The organism is Bacillus sp. FJAT-29937 (assembly GCF_001509555.1).
GTDB lineage: Bacteria > Bacillota > Bacilli > Bacillales > Cytobacillaceae > Cytobacillus.
In genome coordinates this window covers 217,691-238,029 of record NZ_LMAS01000005.1, presented here as the reverse complement: position 1 = coordinate 238,029, position 20,339 = coordinate 217,691, and the positions used below count along the sequence as shown (strand labels likewise).

Annotated in this window: 21 protein-coding genes, 1 pseudogene and 2 other annotated features; of the genes and pseudogenes, 5 read left to right on the top strand and 17 right to left on the bottom strand. The window is 36.8% G+C overall.

The genetic code is table 11. The features are described from left to right. Nucleotides 1-268 precede the first annotated feature (268 nt). The 6 genes from thrS to AR328_RS13170 all read right to left on the bottom strand — a co-directional run bounded on the left by thrS (nt 269) and on the right by AR328_RS13170 (nt 6,697). Nucleotides 269-2,179 (bottom strand): threonine--tRNA ligase, encoded by a 1,911-nt coding sequence (gene thrS / locus AR328_RS13200; RefSeq protein WP_066295600.1) that lies wholly within the window; start codon nt 2,177-2,179, stop codon nt 269-271. A gap of 48 nt (nt 2,180-2,227) precedes the next feature. Then, nucleotides 2,228-2,449, bottom strand: a binding site (T-box leader). A 38-nt stretch (nt 2,450-2,487) separates the two neighbouring features. Next, nucleotides 2,488-2,708 (bottom strand) — a binding site (T-box leader). A gap of 75 nt (nt 2,709-2,783) precedes the next feature. After that, a complete protein-coding gene (locus AR328_RS13190; protein WP_066295595.1) occupies nt 2,784-3,410 on the bottom strand; it encodes a fumarylacetoacetate hydrolase family protein in 627 nt (208 codons plus the stop codon). Nucleotides 3,411-3,480: 70 nt separating this feature from the next. Next, the gene (locus AR328_RS13185; RefSeq protein WP_066295594.1) at nt 3,481-3,936 is read right to left on the bottom strand and encodes a GNAT family N-acetyltransferase; all 456 of its coding nucleotides are present in this window, start codon (nt 3,934-3,936) and stop codon (nt 3,481-3,483) included. A gap of 256 nt (nt 3,937-4,192) precedes the next feature. Then, nucleotides 4,193-5,563: a DUF4179 domain-containing protein gene (locus tag AR328_RS13180; protein WP_066295592.1), complete on the bottom strand. Its 1,371-nt coding sequence runs from the start codon at nt 5,561-5,563 to the stop codon at nt 4,193-4,195. Next, entirely contained in the window at nt 5,556-6,086 is a 531-nt protein-coding gene (locus AR328_RS13175) for an RNA polymerase sigma factor (protein WP_066295590.1), read from the bottom strand. Before AR328_RS13175 ends, AR328_RS13180 begins: the two co-directional genes overlap by 8 nt. A gap of 146 nt (nt 6,087-6,232) precedes the next feature. Then, nucleotides 6,233-6,697 carry a hypothetical protein gene (locus tag AR328_RS13170; protein ID WP_197414463.1) on the bottom strand — a complete coding sequence of 155 codons (465 nt, stop codon included), beginning with the start codon at nt 6,695-6,697 and terminating at the stop codon, nt 6,233-6,235. A gap of 142 nt (nt 6,698-6,839) precedes the next feature. On the opposite strand from AR328_RS13170, the gene AR328_RS13165 reads away from it, so the two are divergent. Together AR328_RS13165 and AR328_RS13160 are read left to right on the top strand one after the other, a co-directional pair. Continuing rightward, nucleotides 6,840-7,820 (top strand): glycerophosphodiester phosphodiesterase family protein, encoded by a 981-nt coding sequence (locus AR328_RS13165; protein WP_066295935.1) that lies wholly within the window; start codon nt 6,840-6,842, stop codon nt 7,818-7,820. A 53-nt stretch (nt 7,821-7,873) separates the two neighbouring features. Then, on the top strand, nt 7,874-8,119 hold the full coding sequence (locus tag AR328_RS13160; RefSeq protein WP_066295588.1) for a DUF2164 domain-containing protein: 246 nt from the start codon (nt 7,874-7,876) through the stop codon (nt 8,117-8,119). 103 nt (nt 8,120-8,222) lie between these two features. Here the strand turns inward: AR328_RS13160 and AR328_RS13155 are convergent, their stop codons facing one another. Then, entirely contained in the window at nt 8,223-8,591 is a 369-nt protein-coding gene (locus AR328_RS13155; protein ID WP_066295585.1) for a hypothetical protein, read from the bottom strand. Nucleotides 8,592-8,907: 316 nt separating this feature from the next. Here AR328_RS13155 and AR328_RS13150 point away from each other — a divergent pair, with 316 nt between their 5' ends. Both AR328_RS13150 and AR328_RS13140 read left to right on the top strand, forming a co-directional pair. Further along, the gene (locus tag AR328_RS13150) at nt 8,908-9,570 is read left to right on the top strand and encodes a hypothetical protein (protein WP_066295583.1); all 663 of its coding nucleotides are present in this window, start codon (nt 8,908-8,910) and stop codon (nt 9,568-9,570) included. A gap of 624 nt (nt 9,571-10,194) precedes the next feature. Continuing rightward, nucleotides 10,195-10,620: a VOC family protein gene (locus AR328_RS13140; protein ID WP_066295577.1), complete on the top strand. Its 426-nt coding sequence runs from the start codon at nt 10,195-10,197 to the stop codon at nt 10,618-10,620. Between the two features lie 290 nt (nt 10,621-10,910). On the opposite strand, the gene AR328_RS13135 is transcribed toward AR328_RS13140, so the two are convergent. The 8 genes and pseudogenes from AR328_RS13135 to AR328_RS13105 all read right to left on the bottom strand — a co-directional run bounded on the left by AR328_RS13135 (nt 10,911) and on the right by AR328_RS13105 (nt 17,307). Then, nucleotides 10,911-11,348, bottom strand: a complete 438-nt coding sequence (locus AR328_RS13135; RefSeq protein WP_066295576.1) for an NUDIX domain-containing protein — start codon at nt 11,346-11,348, stop codon at nt 10,911-10,913. A gap of 51 nt (nt 11,349-11,399) precedes the next feature. Then, complete coding sequence (locus AR328_RS13130; RefSeq protein ID WP_066295575.1) at nt 11,400-11,858, bottom strand: DinB family protein; 459 nt, start codon at nt 11,856-11,858, stop codon at nt 11,400-11,402. Nucleotides 11,859-11,937: 79 nt separating this feature from the next. Further along, nucleotides 11,938-12,831, bottom strand: coding sequence for a DMT family transporter (locus tag AR328_RS13125; RefSeq protein ID WP_066295573.1), 894 nt, complete (start codon nt 12,829-12,831; stop codon nt 11,938-11,940). 117 nt (nt 12,832-12,948) lie between these two features. After that, nucleotides 12,949-14,196 (bottom strand): cysteine desulfurase-like protein, encoded by a 1,248-nt coding sequence (locus tag AR328_RS13120; RefSeq protein ID WP_066295571.1) that lies wholly within the window; start codon nt 14,194-14,196, stop codon nt 12,949-12,951. Nucleotides 14,197-14,439: 243 nt separating this feature from the next. Beyond that, nucleotides 14,440-15,009 carry a DoxX family protein gene (locus AR328_RS13115; RefSeq protein ID WP_442854449.1) on the bottom strand — a complete coding sequence of 190 codons (570 nt, stop codon included), beginning with the start codon at nt 15,007-15,009 and terminating at the stop codon, nt 14,440-14,442. Nucleotides 15,010-15,374: 365 nt separating this feature from the next. Then, a pseudogene (locus AR328_RS23080) lies at nt 15,375-15,518 on the bottom strand (rhodanese-like domain-containing protein); the annotation flags it as partial. A 103-nt stretch (nt 15,519-15,621) separates the two neighbouring features. After that, entirely contained in the window at nt 15,622-16,407 is a 786-nt protein-coding gene (locus AR328_RS13110) for an SDR family oxidoreductase (RefSeq protein WP_066295565.1), read from the bottom strand. A 162-nt stretch (nt 16,408-16,569) separates the two neighbouring features. Continuing rightward, nucleotides 16,570-17,307: an SDR family NAD(P)-dependent oxidoreductase gene (locus AR328_RS13105; protein WP_066295564.1), complete on the bottom strand. Its 738-nt coding sequence runs from the start codon at nt 17,305-17,307 to the stop codon at nt 16,570-16,572. Between the two features lie 194 nt (nt 17,308-17,501). Between AR328_RS13105 and AR328_RS13100 the strand changes: the two genes are divergently transcribed. Then, the gene (locus AR328_RS13100; protein ID WP_066295562.1) at nt 17,502-18,110 is read left to right on the top strand and encodes a TetR/AcrR family transcriptional regulator; all 609 of its coding nucleotides are present in this window, start codon (nt 17,502-17,504) and stop codon (nt 18,108-18,110) included. Between the two features lie 298 nt (nt 18,111-18,408). Here AR328_RS13100 and AR328_RS13095 read toward each other — a convergent pair whose 3' ends face one another. Both AR328_RS13095 and AR328_RS13090 read right to left on the bottom strand, forming a co-directional pair. Further along, on the bottom strand, nt 18,409-18,738 hold the full coding sequence (locus AR328_RS13095) for a DHCW motif cupin fold protein (RefSeq protein ID WP_066295561.1): 330 nt from the start codon (nt 18,736-18,738) through the stop codon (nt 18,409-18,411). Nucleotides 18,739-18,845: 107 nt separating this feature from the next. Then, complete coding sequence (locus AR328_RS13090) at nt 18,846-20,189, bottom strand: NCS1 family transporter (RefSeq protein ID WP_066295560.1); 1,344 nt, start codon at nt 20,187-20,189, stop codon at nt 18,846-18,848. Nucleotides 20,190-20,339: the final 150 nt, after the last annotated feature.

Genomic DNA, 20,339 nt, shown 5'->3' with positions numbered 1-20,339 from the left:
TGAATCGTTCATACTTTGCGTTTTCGGGATTCTTCTGCTAAAACACGCACGATGAATCGTTCATACTTTGCGTTTTCGGGATACTTCTGCTAAAATACGCACTATGAATCGTTCATACTTTGCGTTTGCGAGGTTCTTCTGCTAAAACACGCCATCAAAACCTTCAATATCCCCAATAAATTTTACCATATGCTTTTTCAAAAACTGATAGCGAAATAAGGCTAAAAGAACGGCCTTATTTCGCCAAGGTAATCAATATGTTCCACTATTATAAACTGCGCTCTTTTATTTGCTTTACAATTTTCTCTTTAAAATCCGCAAATGGTACACTTTCGGATTGCTGTTCCCCATATCTCCTAACATTTACATCAGCATTGTTAGCTTCCTGATCCCCCAGCACCAGCATATACGGTACCTTTTGCATCTGGGCTTCCCTTATTTTGTACCCAAGCTTTTCATCACGATTATTAATCTCCACTCTAACTCCTAAGTTCCGCAGTTCCGCCTGGATTTTTAAACAATAGTCTAAATGAACATGTGAAACAGGAATAATTTGAACTTGTGTCGGTGCAAGCCAAACTGGGAAAGCGCCCGCAAAATGTTCAATTAATATCCCAAAGAACCGATCGATGGAGCCATAAATAGCACGATGAATCACAACTGGACGAACCTTTTCATTTTTTTCATTAATATAACTCAAATCAAATTTCTCCGGCATTTGAAAATCAAGCTGAATTGTTGCACATTGATGGCTTCGTTTTAAGGCATCTTTTATGTGAAAATCAATTTTTGGGCCATAAAAGGCACCATCGCCTTCGTTTAAATGATAGTGGATGCCTAAATCCTCAAGTACATTTTTCAGTGCCCCTTCAGAAATTTCCCAAAGGCTGTCATCACCCATTGAATTTTCAGGGCGAGTCGAAAGTTCTACGGAATATTCGAATCCAAAAGTTCTATACATTTCATCCACTAGATGAATAACTTCCTTAATCTCACTTTCAATCTGATCCTCACGAACAAAGATATGGGCATCATCCTGACAGAAAGTGCGCACCCGAAGCATCCCATTTAAAGCCCCGCTATACTCATGACGATGAACTTGCCCAAACTCCGCCAATCGAATCGGCAAATCTCGATACGAGTAGAGACTGTTTTTAAAAATGAGCATATGCCCCGGACAGTTCATCGGCTTCATTGCAAACTTAGTTTCATCAACTTCGGAAAAATACATATTCTCATGATAATGATCCCAATGACCCGACTTCTCCCAAAGCTGCTGATTCATCATAAAAGGAGTACGAACCTCATCATAATATGCCTTGCTTTGAAGCTCACGAGAAAAGTTCTCCAATTCATTTCTAATGATCTGCCCTTTTGGCAAGTAGAAAGGCATTCCTGGCGCTTCCTCTGAAAACATGAACAGCTCCAATTGTTTTCCTAGTTTACGATGATCACGCTTTGCCGCTTCTTCTAAGAAATGCAAATACTCGTTCAAGTCCTTTTGCTTTTTAAAAGCTACCCCATAAACCCGCTGAAGAACTTCGTTTTGGCTGGCCCCTCGCCAATAAGCGCCTGATACGCGAGTTAATTTAAATGCCTTTATAAAACCAGTAGATGGAAGATGAGGCCCTCTGCATAAATCAATAAACTCTCCTTGCTGGTATAAAGAGATCTTTTCCCCTTTTGGGAGGTCCTTTAATATTTCTAACTTAAATGGCTCCTCTTTTTCCTTAAATAACTGTTCAGCCTCTTCATAGGAAACCTCCATGCGTTTAATTTCTAAATTTTCGTTGATGATTTTTTCCATCTCTTTTTCAATGCCCAGTAAATCTTCTGAAGTCAAGCTTTGTTCTAACTTCATATCGTAGTAAAATCCATCTTCAATCACAGGTCCAATCCCTAATTTTACATTTCCGTAGATTCTTTGAACGGCTTGAGCCAGCACATGTGCTAAGGAATGCCTTAATATTTGCAATCCTTCTTCTGAATCGATAGTTAAAACGGATAATTCAGCATCCTGTTCTAACTTGTAGCTTAAATCCACCAGCTGCTCGTCTACCCTCCCAGCAACCGCATTTTTTCTCAAACTTTTACTAATGAACTCGGCAACCTCTCCCACTGTGATGCCCTTTGAAAATTCCTTTATTTGTCCATCTTGAAATTGAACTTTAATACTCATTTTGAATACTCTCCTTTTTTTAAAATAAAAAAACGCACTCATCCCTATGCAAGGGACGAGTGCGTTATATACCCGTGGTTCCACCCAATTTCCCATAAGAAAAAACACTTATGGCTCTGGTGCTTTAACGCAGCATGGACGATATCAGATACTTAAGTTCCCTGATATAGCTCGTAGGCGGTAAATTATTTTCCTAAGCCAGGAAGTTCGCAGCTATCCTTCCCTCTCTGAAAGCCGTAAAAAAATTCATGTCCTTCTCATCGCAATAACTATTTTTTTGTAAAATAAAAAACGCACCCATCCCTATAGCAAGGGACGAGTGCGTTATACCCGTGGTTCCACCCAATTTCCCATAAGAAAAAACACTTATGGCTCTGGTGCAGTAACGTTGCATAGACGGCATTGGATACTTAGTTTCCCCAATACAGCTCAAAGGCGGTAAGATACTTTCTTGTGTTAGGAAGATTTCAGCAAGCCTTCCCTCTCTGGAAACCGTAAAAGTAGCTCATGTCCTTATCAGTGCTTAAATGGATTTTTTATACATATTATTATAGATTACAAAAAATAGCAACGGGTTTTTAAAAAATTTCTTATAGCAATTTTCCTAACTCAGCTTTATGGAACAATTGCCAAGAACTTGTTCCCCCCATAGCAGTTCAAGTTGATCTCCATTCGATATAGGTCCAACCCCTTCAGGAGTGCCGGTAAAAAGAATATCGCCTTTATCAAGGCCAAAATTTAAGGCGGTATAGTCAATTAGTTCTTGCATATCAAATATCATATCCTTAATATTACCGATCTGAACCGTTTCTCCATTCTTCACTAAAGAAAACTCTGTCCTTTTACATTCATTCACACCCGGGAATTTAATAAATTCACTTAATATAGCAGAGTTAGGGAAGCTCTTTGCTAATAGCCATGGATGTCCTTTTTTCTTTAATTCGCTTTGGACATCACGTAAAGTAAAGTCAATCCCGACGGCCATGCGATCTACAAGGTCATCGACTGTTGCCCCTTTTTCGTAGGGTTTGCCGATTCGAATGACTAATTCCACTTCAAAATGAATGGAGCCACGGTTTGCTGGCAGCACGATTTCCTGACCATTGGCGTAAGCTACAGCATGTGTAGTTTTTCCAAATAGAAAAGGAAATTTAGGAATTTCATTATTCAATTCTTTTGCATGCAGAGCATAATTTCTTCCTACACAATAGACATTTTTAATTGTTTGCATTGGAAAATCTCCATTCATTTAAACATATTATTTTTAAAAAGGAAAATCTACAAACTGACTGTTCCATTGCTTATTCATTTACATATTTAATAACAGCCATTTCTTTACCGAACCGATCACCATGATCCACAAATCCCAAACTTGCATACAATCGATGTGCACCAATATTATCTGGATGATATCCTACAACTATTTTTTTCGCATTTGGCAATTTTGCCATCTCTGAAATCATTAACTCAGTTGCAGCTTTCGCAATCCCCTTGCCTTGGGAATCTTTGTCTACCATAATTCTGTATATCCAATAACCATCGAGTTCTTCTTGAATAGAGTTATACATGAGAAACCCCACTACTTTTTCATCTAAATAAATGGCATATGGTTTTAAAGTAGGTTCAAACTTCGACTGGGCTATCGAAACTGAATTTGGTTCAATATATTCAATTTGTTCTTTAAATACCTCTAATTTGCAGCATTCATACCAGTTTTCCGTATTTAATTCTACAATTTTCACTTTACTTGTTTTCATTACTTTTCCCCTTCCAAATTTAGAGGAAACCCTAAGCAATTTTTTAATTAGGCGTTATCCCCCTATAGTGATTTATGTTCAAATATTTCTTAATTGTCATAATGAACGCCCCCTTAACAAAATTTACCTAAAATGCACCTTTTTAATTATACTATATTTTCCTTTTAAGTTTCTGCCTAAATAGGGTGATTTTTCTACTATAATAATTCTATAAAAAGAAGCCCAATATAATACTAATTGAGGCTCCACTTTACAATTATTCATTTTCCAAATTAACTTTAATCATCTTGCTATCTATATAAGGTGTTTTGACTACTTCAGTGATTAAAGAAATAGGACCTGTCGTTTTGTCAAACACCCTTTTAAAGAATAATTGGTCCGTACTTGTTCGTTCTGTATTCATATCACCAACTATTGTTTCTCCATTTTTATCTTCAAGCACCATAAAGGCATTTTGTAAGCCGAGATTTCCTTCAATATCATAATAGATAATCGTTTTATCTGCTAGTTGCTCATAGTTTGTGATCATTAACTTACTATCATTAGGAAAAGTAATGGTATATGGGAATGTTGTTTCAGCTAAAGGTATTTTCACCATTTCAGTATTGGAAGGATCGTACATTTTCCCATGATTATTAAATACTTCGATATTTAATCCCTTTGGAGCAATTTCACGCCCAGGGAGTAAAAGCGTGTCTTTAAAGTTAACAAAGCCATTTCCTTTGTCAATAATGGAACTGCCAGAACCTCCTGCAAAACCGAGAGAAGTGCCGTTTTCATCATAAATGGCAAAAGAATAATTATCTTTATCATCTTTTGGAAGTGTTCGATCAATAATGATTTGTGATCCAGCTGGCGTAAATTCAGCCTTTTCTACAACAAAAGTTGCTTTGTCCCATGTAGTTGATACCATTGGATTAAAGGATGCAGTTGCAGCCAAAGTCTCCTTATTACTAACCGGAACAGTAAAATTCCAAGAGCCTTTAATTCCGCTTATTTCGGTTACGTTTAATTGAAGAGTTGGCTCCTCTGATAGTTCAGATTCTATACCGACACCCATATCAATGATTCCAAATGCCGCTCCATCCTTTACACTTTGTTCAAAGTCGGACATATAGGTGAATCTTTCACCATCCAACAAGGCTTTGAAGGATAAAGGTATTCCTTGATACTTTTCAAATGACTCTAATTTAACCTTGTCAGTATCGATTTTATAGCCAATGGCTAAGCGCCCGCCTCCGAAGTAAGCCTCAGTAATTGTAAGGGATACTCCGTTGTCAGTAATGGTCTCATTTAATTTAGTAGCAAGCCCCTTTTCATCCACTTTTTGCAAAGAAGAATCGGATGAATCGGCAAAGATTGAGCCTACAATCGGAACTTCACTTAATACCTTTGCCATTGTTGGAGAGACGAATCCAGAACCAATTACACCAAATGTGAGTACGGCAGCAGAGACGGCAATTGCTTTCACGGTCATCCTATTCCTTCTTTGCTTCGGTTGCACCGTAGGATTATGTAAAGAAGGCAGATTATTTAGTGCCTCATCAATCCCTTTTGAAAAAAATGCAGGAACCTTTTCCTCTTCTTTTCCCCAAGCATGAAGCTGCTCCTCTATTTTTCTATTCATGAAGCATTCTCCCCTCAATTTTATTCACGTGCAATAGGTTAAATAATTTAGTCCTTGCCCTATTTAAACGAGACTTTACTGTTCCACTTGCTATGTCTAAAATAGTACCAATTTCCTTTATGGATAAATCTTCGTAATAATACAGGGTTATAACAGTTCTAAGGTCAGGTTCTAATGAATGAATAGCTGTTTGCAAATCAATAATAGCATCACGCTGTTCCGTGATAGAAGGCTCCAACATTCCATCCATCTTCACAATTTTTGTTTGTCTTTTCCGGATATTATTACATTCATTAATAAGAATTCTAGTGATCCACGTCTTAAAAAATTTTGGTTCGCGTATTTGATGTAAAGTAGTGTAAGCAATCAAAATGGTCTCTTGAACAGCATCCAAGCATTCCGAATCGGATAAAAGTATAGCTCTAGAAATTTTATAAAGTGAATGTTCCATCTCTTTAATTAATTGTACAAATGCTTCCTTGTTGCCTTGTTGTGCACGTATGACTAATGTTTCGGCATTCAAGCTATGTCCCTCCTTTTGTTTTTCCATATATTAGAGGGGAATTATGATCATTTGGTTCACAGAAATAAAAACTTTTATTAAAAAACGAGAAAAAGCAACGATTTTCCCCGTTGCTTTTCGCCCTTTTCCTGATATTCACCGTACCTTCAATCTACTTCTAAAGCAAATGCATAAAAAGCATCTCCATGTGATAAATGCTCAACCTTTTCGTCCATCCACCAAACTCCATACGAATAGTAATAAACTCCTTTTTGTGCAGGTGCTGAAAAACTATTATCTTTAACCTCAATTGCATGTTCTTCGTTATCATGGATCTGGAGCACATAGAATTCGTTTGGCTTTGGATTATAATCCATCACGAATGTAATATTTTCACCAGGCTTTACCTTAATTGGCTGCTTGCCTTCTAAAAGTTCCACTGGCCCAGCCGTATCAACACAAGTACTTACACCTTCCCCATTCCAGCAATAAGTGCCTAATGTCGTTTCATACGTCTCATTATTAATTTTTAATAATGCATTTGGCGGCTTCTCTTCTAATGTAACTCCTTTAGAACAGCCCAGTAGAATCGTACCCATAAGCAGGAATAACAGCGGTAATTTCCTAGTCATTTCCATCCCTCCATCATATTGGACGGAAAATTCCGAAGTTTGTTACCCGCTAAAATCTTTTTCCACAAAATAAGCAGAGCTTCTGATTATTTTTCTATGCTAAACTAATGGAAGGTATGTCCATATGAATATTGGAGGTATTATGAAGAAGTTAAAACGATTCGCCAAAAGGTTTTCTATATTTATATTGGTTTTAGCAGCTTTCATGTTTTTTAATAATAGCTCTCTATTTACGAAGGCCACTGATGAGCCTCCATTATTATTAGCACACAGAGGGATGGCTCAAACGTTCCCGATGGAAGGAATCACGGGTGAAACGTGTACGGCTGAAAGGATTTATGAGCCTGAACATCCATTTTTGGAGAATACAATTCCCTCAATGGAAGCAGCCTTTAAGGCAGGTGCTGACATCGTTGAATTTGATGTTCAGCTAACCAAAGATGGCAAATTTGCTGTTTTCCATGATTGGACACTTGAATGCCGGACGAATGGGGAAGGTTTAGCAAGGGAACACACGATGGAAGAATTAAAACAATTGGATATAGGATATGGATACACGGCTGATAATGGGAAAACGTATCCTTTTCGTGGCAAAGGCGTTGGGCTAATGCCAACACTTGATGAGGTGCTGGAATTTTTTCCAAATCAGTCATTTCTCATTCATATAAAAAGTAATGACCCTGAAGAAGGAATGCAGCTTGCAAAATATCTCTCTGAACTGCCAAAGGAACGCTTAAGTCAATTAACGGTTTATGGCGGCGACCAGCCAATCGAAGCTTTAAAAAATCAGCTTCCACATCTTCGTGTCATGTCAATGGCTACCCTAAAAAGCTGTATGCTGCCTTATATCGCCATTGGTTGGACAGGCTATGTCCCCTCTTCCTGCCATCATACACAAATACATCTACCAGAGAAATACGCTCCTTGGATTTGGGGATGGTCAAATAAGTTTATAAATCGGATGGATAAGGTGGATTCCAGAGTCATCATTGTAGCAGGAGATGGCGGATGGTCGGAAGGTTTTGATAAAGAACAAGATTTAGAGCGTCTTCCGAAAAATTATAGTGGGGGCATCTGGACTAACAGTATTGAAAAAATAGCTCCTATTATTCAAACAAAATAATCAAATCACCTTGTTTAATTACCTATAATAACTTTTTGAAGGAGTGTTCTAATTTGTTTATTAAGCTCACAAAAGATCAACAACAATTAATGATTGCAGACATTCAACATTTCTTTTTGCAGGAGCGGGACGAGGAAATATCAGAATTTGCTGCAGAAAGTGTATTAGAATTCGTTAAGGAATCACTTGCCCCCCATTTTTATAATGCTGCCGTTACAGATGTTAAACATTTAGTCTCACAGCAATTATCTTCACTGGAAGATGAAATTTTAACTCTCGAACGTCCAATTAGAAAATAATAATTTTTCTTAGAGTCTTTACTATGAAGTAAGTAACATTAAAATAGGGCATTATCATTTTAAAAGAAAATGCCCCTGCTTTTTCCCTATTGTATACCTTACGTTATCCTTTGATTTGAAGCTGCTCTAAAAAAACCTTAACAACACCAGCCGATTCAATTGGATGCTGCATCCAAACATAAGCATGTATAGAGCCTTCAATTTGATAAACTTCATATTCATCTAGTAAACTCACAAAATAATTAAGACTATGCCTTATTTTTGGGTTTTTCGATTCTTCTTCACTAGGAAGAAATAAAACAGGACATGTGATTTGCTGATAATATTCTTCAAAGCGGATATCCCAATATTTCTGTATATATTCAGTTCTTACATGATTCTTATAGAAATGCTCAATGCCTCCATCTGCCAGTACCTCTGCACAGCTTTCAAGGTATTCCCTGAAATGATCATTCCAAAGTCCTTGTCTCATTAATGGTGCCTTAAGGTCGTTAACGAACTCAACTTTAGTTCGATATTTGGAGAGTTTCCTCTCATTTATCCGCTAAAAAAAGCCTTTCTGAAAAGGATAACAGGTTTTTCCTTCATTTCTATTGAATATTGAATGTTAAGGCACAAGTTGTTTTCTAGTTGAATTCTTTTTTCGATCATCTTTCAAGCCAACTCCTTTCCATCTTACCCACTTTTTCTCCATTTTCCTTCTTAAAAAAACTACCACAAAAATCCAACGTCCTAGTTTGTTAACCTATTTCAATCATGATATTCTGTAATAATGAGGAGGTAGAAACATGACTCGAATACAAAAATTAAACATATTAAATGGACAAGAAATGTACAAATATTTTAAGAAAACACAATATCTTCAACAAGAGACAATGGTTCCGTTTAACGAAGCGATGTGTTATGGAAACACATCCGCCAATCTTTTTTCAGACGAATTTGCCGCCATTCGTGCAAAGGTTCATCACGTTACTTCCGACCAATATCATGAAATCACCCTTATGCCTTTGCAGCCTCTTTTGAGTAAAGACTATACACACCTAGCATTATGGTTTGGGCCTGATATGTTCTGTCAGATCAATGTCCTTACGATTCTCGCATGGCTCAACGAAACACAATACTTACAGCCAATTGACCTTCATCTAATAAATGACCATTATGAGCACTTGGAAACATTCACACTTGAAGTTAATGGATATCAAACCTTATACAAACAGGTTTTGATCGATAAAACGATGCCTGCCGCTATTTACCCTGAACCATTAAAAAAGGGGATTGAACTTTATTTGAGTTATCAAAATGAAGATAGTGACCTCATGCTGTATATTAAAAGTTATCCAAATGTATCTGAAAATGAGCTTATGTATGATCTGATGAGGAAATTCCCCGATTATGGGCTAGGTGATATACAATATTTAGAGCTTATAAGAAAGAGTCGGGATTCTATCTAATTGGTCTAAATATAACTTTTTCTCATGAATTCATAGCTTATAAGATACATAAAACTTGTAATTCCAAATAGAAGAAATATACCAGGTGTCATTAGCATGTATAAACATAGAGGCAATGACCAAATGAACGCAATGAACACGAAAAGTTTTTTTGATTTATAAAAGGAATATATCGCTAAACAAGCAGGAAGAACCAGCATCAGGAAAGTGGTCAACATAGTTTCATAGCTAATCTGATTTGTATATGGATTAAAGAAGTTAAAAACAAGCCAGAGAATTATTGAAGCCATCCCTGCAACAAACCCGATTAAAGCGGACTTTTTTTGCATTTAAGCGCGTCTCCTTTCTAACTTCCTAGAAGTTTTTGTATTTCTTTCGATCGATTGCTTGGATGGGATTCGAAATTTACAATCCCCTACCTGCTATCTTATCACCAATAGCCAATTCATTTTTCCTGAAGAGAAAAAGGGAATTTATCATTTATTTTTTGAATCTTATAACTATTTAATGAAAATCTAATGTTTTTTATTAAAATAATAGGATAAAATGATTATTGGGTGAAATTCACGGTATTAGTGGACGAGCCCTACAAAATATGATCTTAATCTAGGGAGTTGAGTAGCCATGTCATTTAAATTCATTCCGTATTTAATGATGGATGGAAACGCAAGAGATGCAATTGGATTTTATGAAAAGGTTTTTAACGCTGAAGTTATGGGGATTCTTACATTTGGACAAATGCCTCCTAACCCGGAGTTCCCGTTACCAGAAGAAGCAAAAGATCTTGTCTCACATGCAACGATAAGAGTTGGAGAGTCGGAGCTTATGTTTTCCGATATTTTCCCTGGTCAGCCACATCAAATCGGAAGTCAAGTAACCATTTGCATTACTCTTAACAATGCAGATCAAGCACACCAAGTTTTTGAATCGTTACAAGACGGTGGACAAGTAAGCATGCCTCTACAAAAAACAGATTTTAGTCCAGCTTACGGAGTCGTAACTGATAAGTTCGGTGTTACGTTCCAGGTTTACACAGGAAACGAGCAATAATTTTTTTTTATAAATCTCATCTCCTAAGATTTACATAATATTAGCTATTCTAGTTTAACCATTCAAATTGCTTTTATATTAGGGATTTCGTATATATAGGAATATAATAAAAAGGAGAAGTGCGCAAACACTTCTCCCTGCAACCTCTACCATCAGGGTGGTTGTTGTCAACCAATAATTTAATTCTTATCTAGAGAACCACCCTTTTGCTTGCGACGGCGCGGGGTGGTTTTCTTTTGTTCTAGTATGTTTTTCTAAATGAAATTTAATAATTAAAAAAATACTGTTAATTACTTTAAAGAACGAATTCCAATTAAAGATTCTGCACGTTTTATACTTTCAATTAAATACTTTGGTGATTGGGCATGGCTAAATATTTCTTCGGCAGATAACCATAGTACCTGTTCCACCTCATTAGGGCTTTTAGGGAATGCTTCGCCCGATTCATGTTCGCAAAGAAAAACAATATTCACAACATTTTCACCAGCATCCGTGACAAAGGATGTACTATGTACGAAACCTAACCTGTCTTGTACCCTTACACCGACTTCTTCAAAAATCTCGCGCTTTAACGTCCTTTCTAATATGTCAGCGGAATTCCCTTCTATTTCCACCTTTCCTCCGACGAGAGAGAGCAAACCACCAGCATGTTCCTCTTTTTTGCTTCTTTCAATGATTAGCCACTTGCCATTTTTCCACATAGCAGCCTCAACATTTACAATAAACATTTTCGGTACCTCCTAGTTTTCCGTCTTCTATGAAAAAGACAGCACGCAGTATTAAACAATCCTTTCAATCTGCTCAAAATGATGTATATCATGCTTAGCCATTCCTGAAAAATAACTATACAAGGAAAGTTTTGAATCACCTATAGTAAATTCCTGTTCCCATAAGCTATCCTCGAAATTCTTTAATGCACCTATAAGGTCTTCCCTAACGGAAATAAATTTATTAATTGTTTCTTCCTTTGACCTTTCCCGACTTTTGGCAGCTGCCTGATTATTAACTATTTCGGCATCCGGACCTTTAGGCAATTGATTATCTTGGAAAAAATAAGGAATACGCTGCTTTAAAATGAATTCATCCCAAGGAATTAAATGGCCAATTACTTCAGCAATTGTCCATTTTCCCTCTTCTATTGGCATTCGCCATTTATCCTCTGATAAACTATAATATTTTTTTACCCGATCAATCGTAGTTTCATAATGACTACAGATTTGTCTCTTTTTTTCATTCATTATTATCCACCCTATCTGAAATAATATCCGATAAATTATTCTACTATTTATTTGACTAAAACTCCCTTAAACTGCAATTTTAGTTTGTACGAATAAATTTAGGCTTTTCTACACTTTTTTCTTTTTTAGGAGAATAACTAATCCCTGCAAAAACTAGCAATATTCCAAGAAGCTGATAGACGTCAGGACGATAGCTCAAGATCGTTACATCAAGCAAGATGGCGACAACCGGATCCACAAAGACTAAAATGGCAATGGTTTGAGCCTTTAATTCACGTAAACTATCGAAAAATAAGTAATAGACAAATCCAGTATGAATAAATCCTGTTACTAGAATATAGAACCAGTTTTCCATAGTAAGCTGAGTAAAATATGACCAATCCACAAGCGGTAGCAATAATAAAATACCTAGACTCGTTTGAATAACAGTCGTTAACAAAGGATTGAGCAATTTGATGCCCTTTCCCGTGATCGAAGTAAGAGCATAGAAGAGGGCAGCAGCAAATGCCCATAAAACACCCGTTGATAAAAATCCAGCAATACTTGTATGTTGATGGATGCCCCCAACTAAAAATGTACCTATGAGGCAAATTAAGAAAAAGACTAGTCCCATCCCTGTTAATTTTTCTTTATAGAGGAAAGAGCCTAAAAGGAGCACAATTACTGGCGCTAAATGATAAATTGACACAGCTACTGTAATAGACATCACTTCTAAAGAACGAAAGAAAAAGACCCAATTGACAACTAGGAAAAACCCACATAATAAGGCAAGGTAATATTCCCCGCGAGGAATAGGTTCCCTCTTTTTATTTGTTTTTAGTCTACTAAACCCCCATATAGCCCCCAAAAGAATACTTGCACTAACACAACGGATAAAAACTAATTCAATCGAATGCAAACCTGTTTTTTCCGAGAACAAGCCGATTGAACCGAATATGGCCATGGAGATGGCCATTTTTATTTTTGCATTCATCTAATCCATCTCCTATGTCGTTTTAATAAGTCTATTATATTTGCAATAAAAAAACAGCTTGTATACTCAGCTGTTTTTTCCCATCACTATAATGATAGACCCACTACCTCATTCTACCTAAATATTCGCTCTATTTACAACATGTGTTTCTACATAATATTGAATAGCATAAATTAAGCGATCTGTTTCTATTTGTGTATTATAAGGAGCAAAGCCTGCACGGATCCATCCGCCAGTTTCATTGATTCCTAATTTATCGGCAAGAGTAGATGCGTAAAAATCTCCACTTGCAAGGAAGATGGCATGTTCTTCTGCAAGCCATTTACAGAATTCAACAGGATCGACTTCCTTAATCGTAAAGGCGACTGTTGGTGTTTTGGCAACGGAATCTGGTGCCTGGTATAAAGTGACTTCAGGAATACTTGTAAGTTCATGACGAAGTCTGCGGGCCAATTGATTTTCGTATTCTTCTATTGATAAAAAGGCATTTAAAATTCTTTCCCTGCGATTTGAACCTGTTCCTAAACTTGCAATAAAATTAACCAAAGCTTCAATGGATACAATGGCTTCATGGTTTTGGGTACCTGTTTCTAATTTATCGGGAAAATAGGTCGGTGCTGGTTGCAGTTTGTATACTGAGAGACACTCAAACACTTCTTCTTTAATCACAGCCATTCCAATGTGAGGGCCAAAAAATTTATAAGCAGAACATAATAAAATATCAGCGCCTAATTGATCACGGTCAATCGAAAAGTGAGGAACAGCGTGTACAGCATCCACAGCTACAAGAGCACCAACTTCATGAGCACGCTCAGCAATGTTTGTTAAATCTGTTATAGTTCCGATCACATTTGATGCTAGTGAAACGGCTACAAGCTTTGTATTCTCATCGATAAGCTCATGTAATCGAGATAGATCAAGCGTTAATGTCTCTGTATTTACTGGAATAAAGCGGATTTCTGTGTTGGAGTCTTTTGCTGCTGTTGCCCATGAGTCTACATTTGACCGGTGATCAATTTCAGTAACTACGATATTATCTTGGCTAGTCCATGTTTTAGACAAAGCCCGCGAAATGGAGAACATTAGAGAAGTAGAGTTTTGACCGAATGCCACTTCATTTGGTTTGGCACCAACAAGATCTGCAATTGCTTTTCTGGCATTTTCAATGTGATGCTCTGTTTCTTTGCTTGTAGGGAATTCTCCATGTAGGTTAGCCCCGCCTTTCGACATATACGAAACCATCGCATCAATCACACTCTCAACCACTTGTGAGCCTCCAGGTCCATCGAAATAGGCAACCTGCTTACCATTATAATAACGGTTTAATGCTGGGAATTGCTGACGGACTTCTTCAATTGGAAACATACGATCTACTCCTTTTATATAATAATTTTCAGATTTATATGCTAATTCAACAAAAGGCGACTGAAAACCTCTTAGTATGGCCTCAAAAAGTTTCCGCCTTCCATTTTTCCATTTAATTAACTATATCCTCTATCAATCAAGCCTCCTATCAACTTTGCAAAGTTTCCACTGTCTCCTAATAGTAAGAGCCCTAGTTTAATAGACTAGAGCTCTTGGGTACTATTTATTATCCCTTATACAATTTTAGTTTGACTTATTAATAGACGATTTCATAATAGAAGTGCCTTTATTCCACGGTGTACCTAAATAAGGAAGCGCCCACCTATCTAACCCGTACCAACCAGCGACTTTCCATGCCATTACTAACCAAGTAGCCAAAATAAATAAAAGTGGATTTGTGCTAAGTGTTCCTGCAAACAGGAAGCTGACATTCATCAACGAACCGAAAAAAGCGGCAATACCAGTTAATAGGCCAAAAATTAATCCTAAACCTACTAGCACTTCACCGTAGGCCACGAGATAACCGAATGTAGAAGCGTTTGGAAGGACAATATTTTCTAAAAACATGGCATACCAGCCTGTAACATCTTTTCCTTCCGCAGCCTTCGCTAATGCTCCTTTAACAAAACCTTGAATGGCACCACCTGCATTTTCACCTGTCCAATTATCGTCAGTAATTTTATGCCACCCTGCATTTATCCACGCATAACCGACATACAAACGAATGACAAGCCAAATAAAAGCAGACTGCGTATTATTGAATAAAAACATGGATACTGGGTTTTCTGGAATAGAGATTGGGCGTTTATCCATCTTCATTACCTCCTAAAAATTAGAATATCATTTCCAACAATCCCATTATATGCAAATTACCCCAAAATTCAACAGTACTTACGTAATATTCACATTATCGAAACAAATCTTAATGTTTCAGCATAATTTTCCTCTATAGGATTGAAAGGAGATACTGACTTTCACAAAAAAACACTTGGGTTATTTCAAATGAACCATTATAGCCATTTTAAATGTTCTTTCCCATATGAAACGAATCCTTCAGAAAAGGACTCGTTTCAACTCTGGAGCTAAAGCTGATTTATTGGAAGAACTCGAAAAAAAGAGCGTCTGCTTAGGTAATAGCAGATGCTCTTTCAACTACCCTTTTATAATTAATACCCTTACTAAGTTTCGAGTGGCAATGACGGATCTTTTGCCCATTCTGTCAAAGAGCCATCGTAGATAGCTACATTTTCTTGCCCAAGTTTATTTAATATTAGAGCATTCCAAGTAGCTGCAATCGCACTGCCGCAATAAGTAAATAGTTTCTAATGTATAACAAATACTCACAACGCAGCAATGCACTGTGAGTATTTTCCTTTAAGCGATTCATAATAATAAACAGGGTTCCTGCTTCTTTCTGATCCAATATTAATATTTATAAGATTGTCCGCCATCAATCGGAATAACAGTTGCGTTGATGAAGTTGGCTTGATTGGATAGCAGGAATGCCACTAAATAACCAACTTCCTCCGGTTTACCAAAACGTTTCATTGGATTCGGCTCAACAAATTGTTTTCCTACTTCTTCCCAGTTGTCTGGATCCATTTGTTTTAATGAACCTTCCACCATCGGGGTCATGATAGCTCCCGGTGCAATGGCTTTGATGCTGATTCCGTATTGACCGTATTCAATTCCAGAGTTTCTAGTTAGTCCTACCACGCCGTGTTTACTAGCTGCATAACCTGATTGGTTTCCTACCCCACGAATTCCACCAACAGAAGCCGTATTAACGATCGAGCCAAAACCTTGTTCTCTCATGACTTTCAATACATGCTTCATTCCGTAAAAAACACCATTTAAGTTAATATTCACTACCTTTTGGAACTCCTCCATGCCAAAATCCTCTGTGAGGTTTTGTTTTCCCTCGATCCCTGCGTTATTGAAGAAGCCATCGATTTGCCCAAATTTCTCAACTGTTTCTTTTACATAGTTTTCAACTGCATTTTCATCTGCCACATTTGCTGTGATAAGCAACACTTCTGCGTTTGGCGCAACTTCTAACACTTTCCCTTTTGTTTCTTCTAATGAAGCAGCGTTTAAATCAACGAGTGAAAGTTTTGCTCCCTCTTTAGCTACTTGTAAAGCGGAAGCTTGTCCCAAACCAGATCCTGCACCTGTAATTAATACCACTTTTCCATCAAAACGATTACTCATTGAAAATTTCCCCCTTTGTTTGGATATCCTTTTGGATTGTCTCGGTTTAAATCATCTTCAATTAAGTGTATATAGCAGAATAACGTCATTTTTTCTGCCTAGTTTCAGATGGTACAAGTAATTTTCCCAAAGCTAAAATATTTCAAACTTGAAGCAAATTAATTATTGAGCCGTATACCCACCGTCTACGATTAAACTATTTCCAGTCATGAATGATGAGTCATCTGAAGCCATGAATAATACTGCTTTTGCCATTTCTTCTGCTTGACCAAGACGTTTCATCGGTGTGGCTGCAGATAAAGCTTGCTTGCTTTCTTCAGGAATAATAGGTGTATCAATAAAACCAGGACATAATGCGTTAACACGAATATTTTGTTCTGCATATTCAAGGGCCAGAGAACGAGTTAAGTTAACAACGCCACCTTTTGCTGCGTTATAGGCTGCTGAACCAGGTGACCCCACCCAACCGTACATCGATGCCGTATTAACAATCGTACCGCCGCCTGTTTTTAACATTTCACGGATGGATTCACGTGCTACTAAGAACACACCATCTAAATCTACATTTACAGTATTTCGCCATTCTGAGTACTCTAATTCATGTGAAGGATGCACACGTCCAATTCCCGCGTTGTTGAAAACAACATCCACTTTGCCGAACGTTTCAACAGTTTGTTTAAACACATTTGCAACATCTTCTTCACTCGTAATATTTGCTTTAATAAAAAGGGCTTCAGCGTTAAGCGCTTTCAATTCCGCTTCAAAAGCTTTCCCTTTTTCCTCATTTAAATCAACAAGAACCACTTTTGCCCCTTCAGAAATGAATAACCGTGCTGTCGCTGCTCCGATACCAGATGCTCCACCAGTAATAACAGCTACTTTATTTTGTAATTTCCCCATCTTAAAATCCCTCCAAGTATTAAAATTCCCCATAACATATTTTCGTGAAAAATACTAGCAGATTAACATCTGTGCTATTTTGTTCACAATTTAATTTTACTACTTTGTTCACTTTTAACAATCATTAAGATATCATTAAGTGTCGACTAATTAGACACTTATGGTGAATTTGTCTATTTGAAGGAGAATTTTTTATGAATAACGAACATAAGACGACATCCAAGCGACAAAATCGGACAAAAGAACATTTAAAACAAGCATTGATTGAACTTATCAAAGAGAAGGGGTATCATTCCGTTACTGTAAAAGACATTGTGGATCATGCCGCTTATAATCGCAGTACCTTCTATATTCATTACCTGGATAAAATTGAATTAGCTGAAGATTTACTAGCTAGCATGCTTCAAGGGTTAGAAGCTTCAGTTGGCGAGCCGCATGTGCCTGGTCATAAAGTATATACGGCCACGCTAAATGCGCCGTCTTTTAATATCGTTGCTTATATATATAAAAATCGGGATTTTTTTGAACTGATTAATTTTGATGACACATTACCAGGATTACATACACGGTTCCCTCAAACGATCTTAAAAATCTACAAGGAACAGTTTATTTTCGAAACCATCAACATGATCCCAGTCAATATGGATTATTTTAAACATTATACAGCCTATGGTTTTTACGGACTTCTTCATCATTGGATTCAAAATGGATTCAAAGAAACACAAGAGGATTTTATTGAAGAAGTTATTGATCTTACGAAGACACATATTTACTCGTTTAAGTATATTGGAAAAGGGGAATGAGGGCTGAGGATTCCTTATGGATTTTATGGCAAATGCTTTTTAAGTATTAGTATTCGTGAGATCTAGACAATGTTTAAACAAATGTTGAAAATTTCAGATCAGGAACTTAATGAAAAAATCCCTTAATATCAGAACGCTAAAATAAGCCAATATTAAGGGATTAAATAATTATTAAACTAATGAAAGCCTTTTTGTCTTTTAATTGTTATGGTCCTCTAACATTCTAAAATGTTGGATATACGTTCTTACTCCTTAACAAGGTAGTCCTTGAGAATTTATGATATTTCACTTCCATTTACTAATCAACAATAAAAACTTTAGCTCCAGATACTGTAGATAACCTATGAGCTTCAGCACCATCTGCAACCTGAAAACTCATACCTGTATTTAACTGAAAAGTACGACCATCAGCTAGTTCAATTTCCAAATCTCCTTCAAGTACTAAAACTACATGGCCCCGACTACACCAATGATCGGCAAGGTATCTAGGTGGGTACTCTATCATTCTTATACGTAAATTGCCAATTTCGAATGTTTTCGATGAAGCCTTTCCAGTCTCCCCATCGTCCCACTTAGGTTCAATGGAATTCCAAGCAATAGTACTAAATGGTACGTCAATTATCTCCATTTTTCTCCTCTCATTCCTTAATTCATATAAAATATTCCAATAGTATAATTTTTTTACCAAGCAATGCAATTTCAAACTTCCCAAACAATTAGAACCACTAATCATTGTTAATATGTTACATCAACCCCATTACCTGGTTTCCTCGATTTATAATTAGGAAGATATTGATAACCAGCCCAGTAAAGAAATGCACTTATTGGCATGCTGACCATCCAAGAAATCTGTAAAAAGATAACACCAATAATTCCACCAATGGCAAGCGAGCCAAGCCCTAACCAATTATATTTAATTGTATTTTCATAAAGTGCATCAACGTTAAACTTTTGTTTATGAATAAAATAGTAATCCGCAATAAGGATTCCTAATAATGGGCCAAGGAATGCTGAATAGAAAGAGATGAAAGTGTTAAAGACAGAGCTTGAAATTAATAGCCACGGAAAAGTGACAATACTTAAAATTCCCACAATAATAACTGACAATCCCCAGGTAATATTGAATGTTTCCATTAAAACTAGTGCGGGAGGCTTAATATTAATGGTTAAATTAGTTGTAATTTGAGCAACAATAATAAAAATCATCATGGCAACTGCAACAATAGGGTTGGGGATAACAGAAACTAGAGCTTGAACCGGATCCCATATCCCGGTAGCTGCTGCGGATAATACACCTATTCCAAGTATTAGGATATACATTGGTACTATTCCAACAAAGTGCCCAATTGCATTATAACCTGGCTTATTTTCAAGGAATCTACTTAAGTCTCCGTTATTGATTGCAGCCGTAATTAAGATACCCACAGATGCTGTAATCGCCGCAAAAAATGGCATCCCCCAGCTGCCACTTGTGTTCCACGTATTTGCTATTTTTAGTCCACCTACATTAATAAGCTGAATTGTAATATAAATTAAGAAGCCAAGTACAACAACGGATAGTATGGAGTCAAACCATTTTATTGTATTCATCCCAAAATAAGCAATATACGTTTGGACAACTTGGAAGAAAATAAAATACACCCAAATATTGCCCCATCCCCAAATCGTTTGTGTAACAAATTCCATCGCTGAGGCACCAATCCAAGATCCAATTCCATACCAAAATACAGCAGGTAAAACCCTTATTAATGAAGCAATCCTCGCCCCGTTATATCCGAATGAAGATCGTGCTTGAACTATGAACGGAATCCCATATTTAATTCCAGGCCTTGAATTAATCACAAACAAAAAACCTAAAAACAAAGCAGAAATAACTGTAACAAGCCCTGCTTGAAAAATATTCAAATTCCCTGCAGGTGGCAGAAACGACTGACCAACCATAAAAATTTGGATAACAACCATAGACGAAATCCAAAGTGTTATATAGGTTGTTAATCCAAATAATCTATTCTCATTTGATACTGGACTTAGAGATTCTCTTTTTGAACCTTTTGTAATATCCGTAGCATTCTGTCCCATAGCTCTCAACCTCTCATTTTTAATTTTTTTATTCTTTCCAAAAGATTTAATAAGTACGCCAACATGAGAATTAGACCAAGGTTATCTAAATCTATCATTGCATGCATAACAAATAATCGGCTGTTCTATAAAAAAGTTAGGCAAATTTAT

Excerpts from the sequence above, each read along its gene's own strand:
- thrS (WP_066295600.1), bottom strand. The coding sequence starts at position 2,179 with ATGAGTATTAAAGTTCAATTTCAAGATGGACAAATAAAGGAATTTTCA.
- AR328_RS13190 (WP_066295595.1), bottom strand. The coding sequence starts at position 3,410 with ATGCAAACAATTAAAAATGTCTATTGTGTAGGAAGAAATTATGCTCTG.
- AR328_RS13185 (WP_066295594.1), bottom strand. The coding sequence starts at position 3,936 with ATGAAAACAAGTAAAGTGAAAATTGTAGAATTAAATACGGAAAACTGG.
- AR328_RS13180 (WP_066295592.1), bottom strand. The coding sequence starts at position 5,563 with ATGAATAGAAAAATAGAGGAGCAGCTTCATGCTTGGGGAAAAGAAGAG.
- AR328_RS13170 (WP_197414463.1), bottom strand. The coding sequence starts at position 6,697 with ATGACTAGGAAATTACCGCTGTTATTCCTGCTTATGGGTACGATTCTA.
- AR328_RS13165 (WP_066295935.1), top strand. The coding sequence starts at position 6,840 with ATGAAGAAGTTAAAACGATTCGCCAAAAGGTTTTCTATATTTATATTG.
- AR328_RS13155 (WP_066295585.1), bottom strand. The coding sequence starts at position 8,591 with ATGAGACAAGGACTTTGGAATGATCATTTCAGGGAATACCTTGAAAGC.
- AR328_RS13150 (WP_066295583.1), top strand. The coding sequence starts at position 8,908 with ATGACTCGAATACAAAAATTAAACATATTAAATGGACAAGAAATGTAC.
- AR328_RS13140 (WP_066295577.1), top strand. The coding sequence starts at position 10,195 with ATGTCATTTAAATTCATTCCGTATTTAATGATGGATGGAAACGCAAGA.
- AR328_RS13135 (WP_066295576.1), bottom strand. The coding sequence starts at position 11,348 with ATGTTTATTGTAAATGTTGAGGCTGCTATGTGGAAAAATGGCAAGTGG.
- AR328_RS13130 (WP_066295575.1), bottom strand. The coding sequence starts at position 11,858 with ATGAATGAAAAAAAGAGACAAATCTGTAGTCATTATGAAACTACGATT.
- AR328_RS13125 (WP_066295573.1), bottom strand. The coding sequence starts at position 12,831 with ATGAATGCAAAAATAAAAATGGCCATCTCCATGGCCATATTCGGTTCA.
- AR328_RS13120 (WP_066295571.1), bottom strand. The coding sequence starts at position 14,196 with ATGTTTCCAATTGAAGAAGTCCGTCAGCAATTCCCAGCATTAAACCGT.
- AR328_RS13115 (WP_442854449.1), bottom strand. The coding sequence starts at position 15,009 with ATGGATAAACGCCCAATCTCTATTCCAGAAAACCCAGTATCCATGTTT.
- AR328_RS13110 (WP_066295565.1), bottom strand. The coding sequence starts at position 16,407 with ATGAGTAATCGTTTTGATGGAAAAGTGGTATTAATTACAGGTGCAGGA.
- AR328_RS13105 (WP_066295564.1), bottom strand. The coding sequence starts at position 17,307 with ATGGGGAAATTACAAAATAAAGTAGCTGTTATTACTGGTGGAGCATCT.
- AR328_RS13100 (WP_066295562.1), top strand. The coding sequence starts at position 17,502 with ATGAATAACGAACATAAGACGACATCCAAGCGACAAAATCGGACAAAA.
- AR328_RS13095 (WP_066295561.1), bottom strand. The coding sequence starts at position 18,738 with ATGGAGATAATTGACGTACCATTTAGTACTATTGCTTGGAATTCCATT.
- AR328_RS13090 (WP_066295560.1), bottom strand. The coding sequence starts at position 20,189 with ATGGGACAGAATGCTACGGATATTACAAAAGGTTCAAAAAGAGAATCT.